Origin of the sequence: Achromobacter seleniivolatilans (assembly GCF_030864005.1) — a bacterium.
GTDB classification, from domain to species: domain Bacteria; phylum Pseudomonadota; class Gammaproteobacteria; order Burkholderiales; family Burkholderiaceae_B; genus Achromobacter; species Achromobacter seleniivolatilans.
On the sequence record NZ_CP132976.1, the window covers coordinates 1726804 to 1738966 of the forward strand.

Sequence of the window (12163 nt, forward strand, 5' to 3'; positions counted from 1 at the left end):
CTGCCCCGCGCTACCCGCGTTGCGTCAGCGCACGGCTGATGCGGTTGCGCGCCACGGTCGTGCGCGGCACCTTGAACGGAAACCAGCTGCGCACGTCTTCTTCCAGGCCGATGCCGTGCATGTAGTTGTAGATGGCTTTCTTCAGCCCCTTGCCCAAGGCGTCATGATCGACGCCCGTCGGGTCATGGAAACCAATGTCGTTCTTGGCAAACGTGACGTCAGGCAGAGGCTGTAGCGTCACGCCGTATTCCTCCGGGTTCTTTCCTACCGGTGAATGCACCGTACAGGCAAAGCGGTGGAAAAATCCGCTTTGAATGCAGTCGTTCTCAAACAGTTGCCGCACGTACTCCAATGCGTCCACGGTGTCCTGCACCGTTTGCGTGGGAAAGCCGTACATCAGGTACGCATGCACCAGCACGCCAGCATCAGTGAAGGCGCGCGTCACCCTTGCCACCTGGTCGATCGACACGCCCTTTTTCATCAGATTCAGCAGCCGGTCCGACGCGACTTCCAGCCCGCCAGACACCGCGATACAGCCGCTATCGGCCAGCAGTTCGCACAATTCTGGCGTGAAGGTCTTTTCGAAGCGGATATTTCCCCACCAGGAAATGCCCGCATTGCGGTCGATCAGCTCGGTTGCCAGCGCTTTGAGCGACTTGGGCGGCGCGGCTTCGTCCACAAAGTGAAATCCCGTCTGCCCAGTCTCGCGCACAATGGTTTCGATCCGGTCTGCCAGCACCGTGGCGGACGCGCCCTCGTAGCGGCCGATATAGTCCAGGCTGACGTCACAGAAACTGCATTTCTTCCAATAGCAGCCATGCGCCACGGTCAGCTTGTTCCAGCGTCCGTCGCTCCATAGACGGTGCATCGGGTTCAGCATGTCCAGCAGCGACAGGTAGCGGTCCAGCGGCAGGCCGTCCCAAGTCGGCGTGCCCACGTCCGCAAATGCCACGTCGGGTTCAACCATGTTCACGTAGCGCACTGCGCCGGTGTCCGCATCACGCAGGAACGTGCGCACCAGACGCTGGCGTGACCGCTTGCCTTGCACATGGTCCAGCAGCGCCAGCAAGGGCCGCTCGCCCGCATCCAGCGTCACAAAGTCAAAATAATCGAACACGCGCGGGTCTTTCAGTTCACGCAGTTCGGTGTTGACGAAACCGCCGCCCAGTACCGTGATGATGCTGGGATCTTGCGCTTTGATGGCCTGGGCAATACGGAAGGCGGCATAAACGGCGCCCGGAAACGGCACCGAAATCAACACCATCGTGGGCGTGTGACGCTCCAGCGCTTCCAGGGTCAAGCCGCGCAGCGTGTCGTCCACCAGGTTCAAAGGCGCCGCCAACGCTTGGGCCAGGGGGTCGAACGTAGGCTGGCTGCCAGCCAGCGATTCGGCATAACGCACGAACTCGAACCGCGAATCTACGCCGTCTCGCAGCACGTCGGCCAGATCATTCAGATACAGGGTCGCCAAATGCTTGGCGCGATCGTGCAACCCCAACGCGCCAAACGCCCAACCCAGCGGATCACCGCCCTCTTCGTCCATGTACACGTCCAGCGTACTGAAGCGCGGCCCTTCGGGCAGGAAATTGCGGCTGACAATACGGTGCGCCAGCGTGGGGTCACGGCCTTGCAGGAAAGCGATTGCCGGTTCAATGGTGGCCAGATAGCGCGGCTGCATCGCCACGAAAGCCTGGATGGCAGGCGTATGTTTCTTTAACGGCAGCGCGTCGACCTTTTCCCCCACGGCACGCAAACCATCAGCCGACAGCAGCCGCAGCACGAGCGCAAGTGCCAGATCTTCCTGAAACGACGTCACCCCGCAAGACCGCAAAAAGCCGGTCAAGTAGGCGGTGGACGGATAAGGAGTATTCAGCTGCGTCATCGGCGGAATGACGGACAGCACACGTAAAGGCAAGGAGGACATGAGGCACGGCAAGGCTGCCGCCAAAGCAAGGATCGCCGCAATTATAGGCAGCAAGGCGATGGCGGCCCGTTCCAGCTGCCTTTTATCCCCAAGATTGCGATCTGTCCCCAGGGCCCGCGGGCCGCTGCGGGCGTATGATTTCACGGATGGGTGGAATCCCGCTATGGCAATGGCCGGTATTCCATCGCCACCTCCACGTATGGTTGCTTAACATCGATCATCCCGCACAGTCAGCGGATGGTCGTGAAGGTGTTGCGCCATGGATCACTTTCTGTCCGCTGTTTGCGCAGGCGGCCCAGACTCCCGGGGGGCTTGGACTACCGCTCCGTCACCGGCGGGTAACGACGATCTCAAGATACTCACTGGGCACGACCACTCCGGCATCCCCGGAACGATTAAAGCGGTCAATCTGCGCCAAGATATCGCTGGTCAGGACGGCTTGCGCCGCCGGGTCCAGCGCGCCAAACGCCTTAAGCAGCGGGCCGTAGTACGTTTTGAACACTTGCAGCCAGTGCTCGGGCGAACGGTAGCGGAACACGAAATGCCGGATTTCGGTCTTGATCGAAGACGCATGCGGCCCGAACATTTCTTCGATACGCGCGGGGGTGCCCCACAAAGCGGGCGACTTGACGCCAGCGGGCGGCGGCAGGTGTTTGCCTATCGTCTTGAAAATATGGCCGATGAAACTATCCGGCGTCCAATTGGCCAGTCCAATCTTGCCGCCTGGGCGGCACACGCGGATCAATTCAGCGGCCGCCTTGTCCTGGTCGGGCGTGAACATCACGCCGAACGTCGAGACGACAGCATCAAAGCTCGCATCCTTGAATGGCAGCGCTTCGGCATCGGCCTCTTGAAACTCTATCGTCAACCGTTCCGCCGCTGCGCGTTCCCGAGCCCGTCCCAGCAGCGCGGGCACGTAGTCGGTCGCCACAACGTCGCAGCAGCGGCGCGCCGCCGCCAGCGACACATTGCCGTTGCCGGCGGCAACATCAAGCACCTTTTGGCCAGCACGGACATCAAGCGATTCGCACAGCTGTTCTCCAACAATTTGCAGCGTGGTTCCAACAACGGCATAGTCCCCGGAAGCCCAGGTGCCTTGCTGGCGTGTCTTCAATGCGGCCAGGTCTGGCTGGCCGCTTGCCTGCGCAGGACTGGTTGCAACGGTCGATATGGACATGGTCTGTCTCCATTAAAACGGTGTGAATGCGTCGAGGTGGTTCACCGGCGCGCCGAGGAATCGCATCTGGCCCCGCGAAGAGATTCACGCGCCCTGCTCCTCAACGTCAACGATACGAACCGGGCGTGGAGGCAAGCGTGGTAGCGCGCGTGGAATCTTCGGTGGAATCTGCCCGCCCGGGCTTGCACGGCGGCGAGCTCGCGGTCCAGGTGCGCATGCTTGGCCCGTTGACCATCAGCCGGGCCGGTTCGGTCGTGCCCCAGCCTTCATCCCGCAAATTGCGCGCGCTGATTGCCTATCTGGCACTGGCGCCGCACGCGCTTAACCGAGCGCATCTATGCGAGCTGCTGTGGGACGTGCCGAACGATCCTCGCGGAGAACTCCGCTGGTGCCTTAGCAAAGCAAGAACGCTGCTGGATGATGCCGGCCGCCGCAGAATCGAGACGGCGCAGGACACGGTCAGGCTGGATCTGGGGGATTGTTATGTCGATGTGACCGACATTGGTCAGGCCATGCAGCAGGGTATCGACACCCTGGACACAGACCGCCTGCGCGCACTGTCGGCGCTGTTTATCGGCGACTTCCTGGAAGGACTGGAGATTGATCGCAGCGCCCTCTTCAACAACTGGCTGACTGCGCAGCGGCGGCGCTTAAGGGCCTGCCACGCCGCCGTGCTGGAGCATTTGGCGGCAACGCTGCCAACCGGCTCTCAGGAGCGTTTCGCGTGCTTGGACAAGTGGTTGCAGCTTGCCCCTTTTGACCGGCACGCGCACGAACTGGTGCTGCATGCACTGGGAACCCGTGCCCAATGGCGTGAAGGCGAAGAGCATCTGGCCGCGGCCGTTCGCGCCTTCGAGGCCGACGGGCTGGACTGGCGGCCTCTGCGCGACAAGTGGCGGGACATCCGGGCACAGCAGGCGACCCTCCCGCCAGGAAATGCTGAAACTTCCGGCGCCCGGGCCTCGCTGCCCGGCCAGTCCCACGGTGCAGGAACCAACGTTTGCCGGGCCTCGATCGCGGTCATGCCGTTTGTGGACAGGTCGGCCCACGCTGGGGTCCGAGGCGGGCTGGCGGACGGTCTGGCCTACGACATCATCACCCGGCTGGCCAAGTTGCGAAGTCTGTTTGTGATTGCCCAGGGCACCGTCTTTGCGCTAGACCAACGCAGCGTGGGTCCGGAAGAAGCTGGCCGGACGCTGAATGTGGACTATGTGGTCAGCGGATCGCTGCGCCGTCAGGCTAAACGCATAGCGGTAGACGTTGAACTCGTCGAATCAAGAACCGCCCGCATCGTGTGGGCAGATGTCTTCGATCACACACTGGACGACGCTTTTCTTGCTCTGGACGAAATCGGCAACCGCATCGTCGCGTCCATCGAGATCGAGATCGAAACCGCCGAACGCAACCGGGCCATCCTGAAGCCGCCCAGCTCCTTGGATGCCTGGGAGGCCCATCACCGCGGCCTTTGGCACATGTACCGCTTTAACCGCGCCGACAATGAACAGGCGCGCCACTTCTTCGAAATGGCGGTGCGGCTGGACCCGACCTTTTCGCGGGCCTATGCCGGCCTGTCCTTTACCCATTGGCAGAACGCGTTTCAGTGCTGGAGCGAACAAAAACCGGCCATCGACCTTGCTTTTGAAACCGCAGGGCAAGGTCTTATCGCCGACAACCGCGACCCGGCCGCGCATTGGGCCATGGGCCGGGCGCTATGGCTGCGCGGCCAGCCGGACCAGTCCATGATCGAATTGCAAAGCGCTGTGGACCTGAGCCCGAACTTTGCCCTAGGCCATTACACGCTTGGATTTGTGAACTGCCAATCGGGCGATGCAGAGGCGGCGATCGGATCGTCAGACTACTCGCGCCATCTGAGCCCTTTCGATCCTCTGCTGTTCGGCATGCTGGCGGTCCGCGCCATCGCTCTGGTGCGTCTGGGCCAGCACGAAGAAGCCGCTGATTGGGCGGTCAAGGCGGCCGCGCGGCCCAATGCCCATGTCCATATCCTGGCCATTGCCGCCCACTGCCTTGCTCTTGTGGGCAGAATCGACGAGGCGCTTGCCTTTGTCGCCGCAATCCACAAGACCCACCCGTCCTATCGCGTCGCCGATCTCCTGGCGGCCTTCCGCCTGACACCGGACGCAGAAGCGCTGTTCAGAAAAGGAGCCAAACGCATTGGGATTAGTTGATGTCTGCGCGGGTTGCCAAGAGTACGCAGGCCGCAGCGCGCCAGGGGCCGCACCAGGCAGGTTAACCTTGCGGGCTGAATCACCGTCAAGACGTACCTATGAAGACAATATGCGCGCTCCTTTGCGCTCTGTTTCCCGCGCTTGCCCATGCCGCCTACACCCCAAGCGCCACGGAAACCGCGGTATTGACCGCCATCCTGAACGACGAACTGAGCGCATTCAGTGAAGGCGGCGACACCGTCATCGGCGCAATGCTGGGCCTGTCCCTGGCACCCGCACAAGGGGTTGCCGCAACATACGCCAACGGCCCGACTGCCGCGTTTCCCGCCACATTACAGCGGCCGATGCTGGTGTCAGGCGGGATCGCGTCGATTCAAAACAGCTCGGGCAAGAAGCGCATTGCCACGTTCACCGTCACCGGGTCTGTACCCGTGCGCGCTGAGCTTCCCAAGGATTTTGCCGCAAGCAAGTCGCTGGCCTTGGTGTGCGGCAGGATGGATCTGATCGCCGGAACACCCACGTTTTCCGCCTGCGAAGACTCGACCGTGGTTGGCAAACAGGCTGTTGCAAAACTGAAGGCGCAGTTTGCCAGCTTCTATCAAGGCCAGCCCACTGAGGCTCGGGTGTCTCAATTGGCAATCAACGTGTCGCTCGCCGCCAGCCTGCTAACAGCCGGCCACGGCTGTCCCGGCGACATAGCGCGTTGCACGCAGTCCATTCAGGCAACCCACGAATCGAATCAGAGCAAACAGGCTCTGAGCGACACGGTACGCCGCTTTCAAGAGGCTGGCCTGGACCTGAGCCCGTATGCCGCCAGTAATCAGCGGAGCCAGACTGCCGAAAAAAAATAAGCGCAGCGCAATCAGCGCAACGCGCCCACGTTGACGGATCGTGCCCCGCACGCCTGCACCAGCTCGGGATCATGGCTGGCGAACAAGACGACGCGGTCCTGCGACCAGCCCCGGAACACGTCGGCCAGCACGCCGCGAGCCTGCGCGTCCAGCCCATCGCTTGGGCCATCCGCAATAACAACAGCCGGGTCACCCAAAGCCGCGGCGGTCAGAAAGACTTTGCGTCGCGAACCCGTCGACATCTGCTCAAAGCGCTTGTCCAAATGTGGTTCCAGCCCCAGACGGTATGCCAGATCCAGCACCGCATCATCTACGGCCGTGTTTTTTTCCAATGCCACTTGTTCGAGTAGCGCGCGCCCCGTCAGCGTCGGGAACTGCAAGCAATTGGCAGGCACATAGGCCAAGCGGGATTTGGCTTGCCGCGGCGCGTGGATCAGGGAATGCCCGTCAATCCACACGTCTCCGCTATCGGGTGCGATCGCGCCCGCGATAATGCCCAGCAAACTGGATTTGCCGGTACTGTCTTCTTCACATAGCGCCACGCATTCCGGGGAGAACGTATGAGTCAGTCCCTGGAATACATCATGGTCGCCATAGCGCTTGCTGAGATTGTCGATGCGTAGCATGCCGGAATTCTACGCACGAAGGCAGCGCGTAGCCATATTGCGGGGGAGAAGAAGAAGAAGAAGAAGAAGCGGCTGGCGCCCTGAGCATCAGCGGCGCCGAGCCGTCCGGCGTTAGGATTTCTGACCGGTGCGGATGTAGTACTTCAAACGCGCAAGGCCTTCGTCAGCGTGCGGGCGGCACTGGAACCCCTTCAAGCCGCACCAGGTCTGGGACGCAAGGCGGTAACGTCCTTCACCCATCGGCTCCCGGGCCACGCTGTACGCCAAGGCGTAATAATTGGCAGGCACGCCCTCGGTCTCAATCAAATTATTGGTCTGCACCCGCAACTGCCATCTCGACGTGGTCGAGATATAGAAAATGGCGCGTTCCCACATCAGTTTGCACTCGGACTCGCCCGTGCAATACAAGGGAGTATCCAGGGCCGATTGAAGCTCCGGAGACAATTTGGCTGCTTGGTTCATCGACACGCAACCAGACATCAATAAGGACGCTGCGGCAATAACACCTAGACGCGATAAGGACACTGGACTCTCGCTATTCAAATTGAGGGAATTGGCCAGCGCGGCGGGCAGCCCGCGCCCTTTCCACCCAGCACCCGCCTGACAAACGCAACCCAATTCAACAGCTGGTTGTCAGTTTCCGCGCATTCTACAGAAATAGTTAGTAATAGCGGGGACGGATTAAGTGTCAAAAAGTGTATCGCCGCAGCCCTATTCGGTGGCCTCGAATGCCGTCATGTAATGAACAGCCCTTTGGATGAAATTGCCTCGCGAGCAGACAGCGCGCAGGTCGATGCCCTTAAATTTTGTTGGATGACACTTAACTGACCTTGCGGACAGCTGGAATAGCCCATGTGCCCTTGATGATGGACGGGTCTGCCTCGCTCGGCCAATACGTTCTCAGCATCAAAATAAACTCTCCCGGCGGGGCGGGTAGCCAATTCGATTCTTTATCCTTGCCAGGCGAATCTTTCTGTATATAGAGATCGGTAGATCCGTCTGAATTAATCTGCAAATTTTGGCGTGGACTGATCGAATATCGGTTCAGCGGATTGTTTACGAAGAAGTATCCATCGTCATACATCGTCAACGACCAGAACCCCTCTACCGGAGGCAAATGCCCTTTCGGGAAGCGCATGACGTACTTGTTCGACCCGTTGTAGGGGCGCGCCTCTGCATCCACTTTCGAGATCGGATAGATTGCATCCTGCGGACGGTTGGCGCCGAGCCCGATAGCGGTTATAAGGGCCCGCATCAAGTAGTCAGTGCCGTAGATTCCCGTTTTGGTCGTGAACGACCACCCGCCCTCAACCTTGAGGGTCGTATAGTGCTGCATAATCCTGTCGACCGCAGTCTTCGGAATGCGACTGGCAACATCCGCTTTAAGTTTGCGTGGGTCAAAATCTTTGCCAGGAACGATGCCAATGCGCTCGAATCTCGCGACGTGCGCCGCATCCGCGCTCGACGGCGAGTTCGTCTTCATCAGTTCACAAAGCAGCGTGAAGTAAGACACGGCATCCATTTGATTAACCTGATCACGCACTGCTGTGACCATATCAAAGGACGGATCGACCTTGCCTGGCGGCGGCGTGTACGGCTTGCCATAAGCACTTAAAGGGACGAGCTTGAATTCGTCCTGCAATTTGTGAACCGCAGCGTAGTCTTCCGGCGTACCCGAGCAATAAATCCGGCCAAGCAGCCAGACGATACTGGTGGGTGATTTGTACTGCGTCACGCCCTCTGGCAGAGTGCCTTTCCAGCCCGGGCCGGTAATTGCATAGGTCTGCGCCCCGGTGCCGGTCGTGCGCTTGCCCGGAACTTCGAACACCGTCGTCCAGCCATCAAGCATCGGCATCAGGGAATAACGGCCATTCATGTCGGGGATGCTGAGTATCCAAGGCTCATCCCCAACGTCAAAGAAGGCATTTGTATAGAGCGTATCGGCGTTCGGCGCCGTGACATCTCTGAATGATGCGTCGGGATAGCTGCGGGCTTTGATGATGTGTCCCATAGGAGCACGAATTTCGCCCGGCTCGGCAACGTTGGTGATAATGCGACGGGTCATTTCCATCGTCACCAACGGGTATCCGAATATGTAGGCATTGATCGCCAGATCAACATCCCCGGAGCTTGCTGCCAAGCCCGACAACGCACCTGGCTCGGCGAGCGCCGGGCGAGCCATTGCCATGCTGGCAAACAGGCCAGTTCCACCGATTAATACAGAACGACGAGTGATTTTCATATGCTCCCCCTCAGTAGCCAATAGCCGGACACGCTGCTGAAATCAGAATTGCATCGTGACGCCGGTATTCGGCCCGTTCGTTCGTACTCCCGTGGGAGGCAGCATAGGTAGCGACAACGCATAGGTGAAGCATTTGACCCTTCAAATTCGATGAAAACCCGTATCCACCGGCCTCGCATCATTTCCTTGCGTGGCCGCAGACTGCAGCGCGGGTGTGGCGCAGCTGGTTCGCATCATATGAGGGCAATCTCGCCTGGCGCTTGCCATTCGATGCCAAAGGGGCGGCTAAATCGTGGAAGACACATCTAACCGCCCCGAAACTATGCAAAGACTACAACTTTGCGCGGAAGTCCCTTACCCCTTCAGCTTCAACACCAATGCCTTCCTATTCTGGTCAAAGGTATAGATTGCCGCCAACGGAATCGCCGTGATCATCATTCCGGACAAAATACCCGACACCTGCGCATTGAACTTGTTAAGCAATGGAACGGAAGCAATCCCTTGGCTAATAACCCGTTGCACATAAACCCCGGCAATTGCCGAAGCCGTACCCAACATAATCACCTGCAGTGACGCGAGTTTGTCGGGGTCATTGCTCACCAGCACACGCACACTGCGCACGACGCTCAACGTGCTCTCTCGAATAATGGCGTATACGAATGCAGGCATCTTCAAGATCAGTGAGATCAAGATCTGAGGAATCACACTCAGCGCGCCTGCCACACCCGCTTCGATCCCCAGCGATTTGGCTCGCGCCCAGATCTGGCGTTCTTCAAAGCGTTCACTCAAGGCTGCCGAGATCCGCTCTTTGCTTTCCTTAAGCTCGTTGACCAGGCCATCGCTGGATATGAGTTTGACGCGCTTGAGCTCATCCATGAATACGTCAATCGTCTCAACAACAATTAAACCTACGACTTGCTGGGCGGCCATGGTTGCCCCGGTCAATGCCACGGTCGTGGATATTTCCTTCACGGCTTGGATATGGCCAGCGCGAATGACTTTTTTGCTTTCCGCATAGGCATCATCAACAGCCTTCTTGTCGATGATGTGTTCTGCCTTAGTGCCTGCGATGGTGGCGATAAGCTTGCCGTCGTCGGTCGGGTGCGGGCGGCTGTTTTCAGCGAGCCAACTGTAGACGTCTTGGTCGTTCTTTTGGCTGTTGATGCTGCGGTGCATGTATTTCAGGTTGCCAGGATCATTCACCACCGCGCCGAACTGTTCGTCGGTCAGACCAATTTTCAGCAGTGTGTCGGCAAAGATCTCCTTGCGCGATGTGATGTGGTCAACGGTGACTGTGGTGCCCTTGCTGCGCTCGTAAACCAGAGGCTCATCAGGGTTGTAGCCATTGGCGAACACGGTGCCGTCTGGCGTGTCTCTGGCCGGCTTCATGCCGCCGTAGTTGCCCATGTGCTCATAGCGGTCTTTACGGTAGAAGTCGTAGTCGTCCGTGAGCTTGTCGTATTTGGCTTGGGCTTGCTGATCCAGAATGCCACCCAGCATGAACGCGGCGATTGCACGGCGTACGGCTTCGTTGCGGCACTGGTCGTAAATGTCGTCCATGGACTTGGCAGGCGCGGGCAAGCGGCCACGTATGTCCTGCACCATGTCAAAGGTGGACTTATCTACTTCGAAGGTACTGCGAAAATACTGGTGCAGTTTGCCGGCAGACTCTTTCGAGAAGTTCACGGCGGAAGTCTTAGCGTCGTCAAAATCAAACTCGCGGACGGTGTCCACCACCTTGGCTGTCATGTCCTTGGCGCCGTTCGCCAAATCAATCGCAGCAGCCTTCGATTTACGCTGGGCTTCGGCATAGTCGACATTGCGGACCGCAGTCACGGCATTGGCCGACGCATCGACTGCTTTTCCACCCAGGGAGCTTGCGACATCCTTTAGTGAACTGGCGCCCTCTTCCAGTTTTTCTTTAGCTGCCCCAACGGCATCTTTCAACGAACCAACGCTAAATTTCTTTCCGAACAGCGCCATGCCTGACCTTTTTGTATAAATATTTCACAATTCTACACATTGCATCACGCGACACGCTTGGCGCTGTACACACCGGCCATGGATTACGGCGCCACGCTGAACCGCAACCTGAACAGCATTTGCCCTGCTAGTGGTTTTCCCTGAAAACCGCCAAAAAGCCCCTTCTCCTAATTCCCAATCCCCATGCACTCCGGTACATTTCGTCCAGTGGCCTGACCACTGGACCATCAGGCACCATAGCAACATAAGCTCATTCAGACGAATCGCAAGACACGGCATCGCCAGACCTATTACGCTCTACCCCCCGAACACTCACCCCGCCGCAACGATGACTTCCCTACAGGCCGTAGCCTCCACCCGCCTCTATCGCATGATTGCCGACCAGATCGCCGCGCGCATCAAGGCTGGCGACTTTCCGGCGGGCGGCAGATTGCCCGCCGAGCGTGAACTGGCGGAACAGTTGCAGGTCAGCCGCGCATCGGTGCGCGAAGCCCTGATCGCGCTGGAAATCGAGGGGTATGTGGATGTGCGCGTCGGTACCGGCGTGTTTGTCTGCCAGCCACGGGAAGACGGCCAGTATCAGGACGCAGCACCCGCGCCCGCCGTGGACAGCAGCGTTGAAGCGACCGACATCGGCCCGTTCGATCTGCTGGAAACGCGCTTGCTGATCGAACCTGAATGCGCTGCGTTGGCGGCGCAAAAGGCGTCACCCGCGCAGATAGCGGTGATTCGCGCGGCGCACGAAGGCATGTCGCTGACCGAATCGCCCAGCGTGCATGACCGCGCCTTCCACAGCGCGATTGGCGCGGCCTGCGGTAATGCCGCGTTGGCGGCGGCAATCTCGCATATCTGGCATCTGAGCACGCTGAGCCCGGTGTTCCATCGCCTGGAACAGCACTTTGTGACGACCAAGGTGTGGAGCGAAGCGCAGAAAGAACACGAACGCATTCTTGCGGCCATTGTCGACCGCGATCCCATCCGCGCGCGTCACGCCATGCATGACCATCTGGTCGGCATTCTGGCGCGTCTGCGGGAAGACTTCGGCAACGTCGGGATCCGATGATTTGATTAACGCCTAACCCCCCGGCCAAGCACTCCAGGCCCTCGCCCTTACCGACTGTGCATGCACCGCCGGCGCACATTGCGCCGCCTGCGGCAAGGGGAGCGGCTTGCC

At 59.4% G+C, this 12163-nt stretch carries 9 protein-coding genes; 3 read left to right on the top strand and 6 right to left on the bottom strand.

Annotated features, from left to right (window positions below; all coding sequences use genetic code 11):
- Positions 1–10: 10 nt before the first annotated feature.
- Both RAS12_RS07675 and RAS12_RS07680 read right to left on the bottom strand, forming a co-directional pair.
- Positions 11–1924, bottom strand: a complete 1914-nt coding sequence (locus tag RAS12_RS07675) for a B12-binding domain-containing radical SAM protein (protein WP_306946896.1) — start codon at positions 1922–1924, stop codon at positions 11–13.
- Positions 1925–2252: 328 nt separating this feature from the next.
- Positions 2253–3101 carry a class I SAM-dependent methyltransferase gene (locus tag RAS12_RS07680; protein WP_306946899.1) on the bottom strand — a complete coding sequence of 283 codons (849 nt, stop codon included), beginning with the start codon at positions 3099–3101 and terminating at the stop codon, positions 2253–2255.
- Positions 3102–3226: 125 nt separating this feature from the next.
- Here RAS12_RS07680 and RAS12_RS07685 point away from each other — a divergent pair, with 125 nt between their 5' ends.
- Both RAS12_RS07685 and RAS12_RS07690 read left to right on the top strand, forming a co-directional pair.
- Complete coding sequence (locus RAS12_RS07685; RefSeq protein ID WP_371321253.1) at positions 3227–5287, top strand: transcriptional regulator; 2061 nt, start codon at positions 3227–3229, stop codon at positions 5285–5287.
- Positions 5288–5385: 98 nt separating this feature from the next.
- The gene (locus tag RAS12_RS07690; protein ID WP_306946904.1) at positions 5386–6138 is read left to right on the top strand and encodes a hypothetical protein; all 753 of its coding nucleotides are present in this window, start codon (positions 5386–5388) and stop codon (positions 6136–6138) included.
- 11 nt (positions 6139–6149) lie between these two features.
- On the opposite strand, the gene RAS12_RS07695 is transcribed toward RAS12_RS07690, so the two are convergent.
- From RAS12_RS07695 to RAS12_RS07710, 4 genes are all read right to left on the bottom strand, one after another.
- On the bottom strand, positions 6150–6764 hold the full coding sequence (locus RAS12_RS07695) for an ABC transporter ATP-binding protein (RefSeq protein ID WP_306946906.1): 615 nt from the start codon (positions 6762–6764) through the stop codon (positions 6150–6152).
- A 111-nt stretch (positions 6765–6875) separates the two neighbouring features.
- Entirely contained in the window at positions 6876–7226 is a 351-nt protein-coding gene (locus RAS12_RS07700; protein ID WP_306946908.1) for a hypothetical protein, read from the bottom strand.
- Positions 7227–7584: 358 nt separating this feature from the next.
- Positions 7585–9006 carry a DUF1254 domain-containing protein gene (locus RAS12_RS07705; RefSeq protein ID WP_306946912.1) on the bottom strand — a complete coding sequence of 474 codons (1422 nt, stop codon included), beginning with the start codon at positions 9004–9006 and terminating at the stop codon, positions 7585–7587.
- A gap of 354 nt (positions 9007–9360) precedes the next feature.
- Positions 9361–10989: a hypothetical protein gene (locus RAS12_RS07710; protein ID WP_306946914.1), complete on the bottom strand. Its 1629-nt coding sequence runs from the start codon at positions 10987–10989 to the stop codon at positions 9361–9363.
- Positions 10990–11317: 328 nt separating this feature from the next.
- On the opposite strand from RAS12_RS07710, the gene RAS12_RS07715 reads away from it, so the two are divergent.
- Positions 11318–12052 carry a FadR/GntR family transcriptional regulator gene (locus tag RAS12_RS07715; RefSeq protein ID WP_306946916.1) on the top strand — a complete coding sequence of 245 codons (735 nt, stop codon included), beginning with the start codon at positions 11318–11320 and terminating at the stop codon, positions 12050–12052.
- Positions 12053–12163: the final 111 nt, after the last annotated feature.

What these genes read in the sequence shown, in the direction of transcription:
- RAS12_RS07675 (WP_306946896.1), bottom strand. Translation starts at nt 1,924, where the DNA reads ATGTCCTCCTTGCCTTTACGTGTGCTGTCCGTCATTCCGCCGATGACG.
- RAS12_RS07680 (WP_306946899.1), bottom strand. Translation starts at nt 3,101, where the DNA reads ATGTCCATATCGACCGTTGCAACCAGTCCTGCGCAGGCAAGCGGCCAG.
- RAS12_RS07690 (WP_306946904.1), top strand. Translation starts at nt 5,386, where the DNA reads ATGAAGACAATATGCGCGCTCCTTTGCGCTCTGTTTCCCGCGCTTGCC.
- RAS12_RS07695 (WP_306946906.1), bottom strand. Translation starts at nt 6,764, where the DNA reads ATGCTACGCATCGACAATCTCAGCAAGCGCTATGGCGACCATGATGTA.
- RAS12_RS07700 (WP_306946908.1), bottom strand. Translation starts at nt 7,226, where the DNA reads ATGAACCAAGCAGCCAAATTGTCTCCGGAGCTTCAATCGGCCCTGGAT.
- RAS12_RS07705 (WP_306946912.1), bottom strand. Translation starts at nt 9,006, where the DNA reads ATGAAAATCACTCGTCGTTCTGTATTAATCGGTGGAACTGGCCTGTTT.
- RAS12_RS07710 (WP_306946914.1), bottom strand. Translation starts at nt 10,989, where the DNA reads ATGGCGCTGTTCGGAAAGAAATTTAGCGTTGGTTCGTTGAAAGATGCC.
- RAS12_RS07715 (WP_306946916.1), top strand. Translation starts at nt 11,318, where the DNA reads ATGACTTCCCTACAGGCCGTAGCCTCCACCCGCCTCTATCGCATGATT.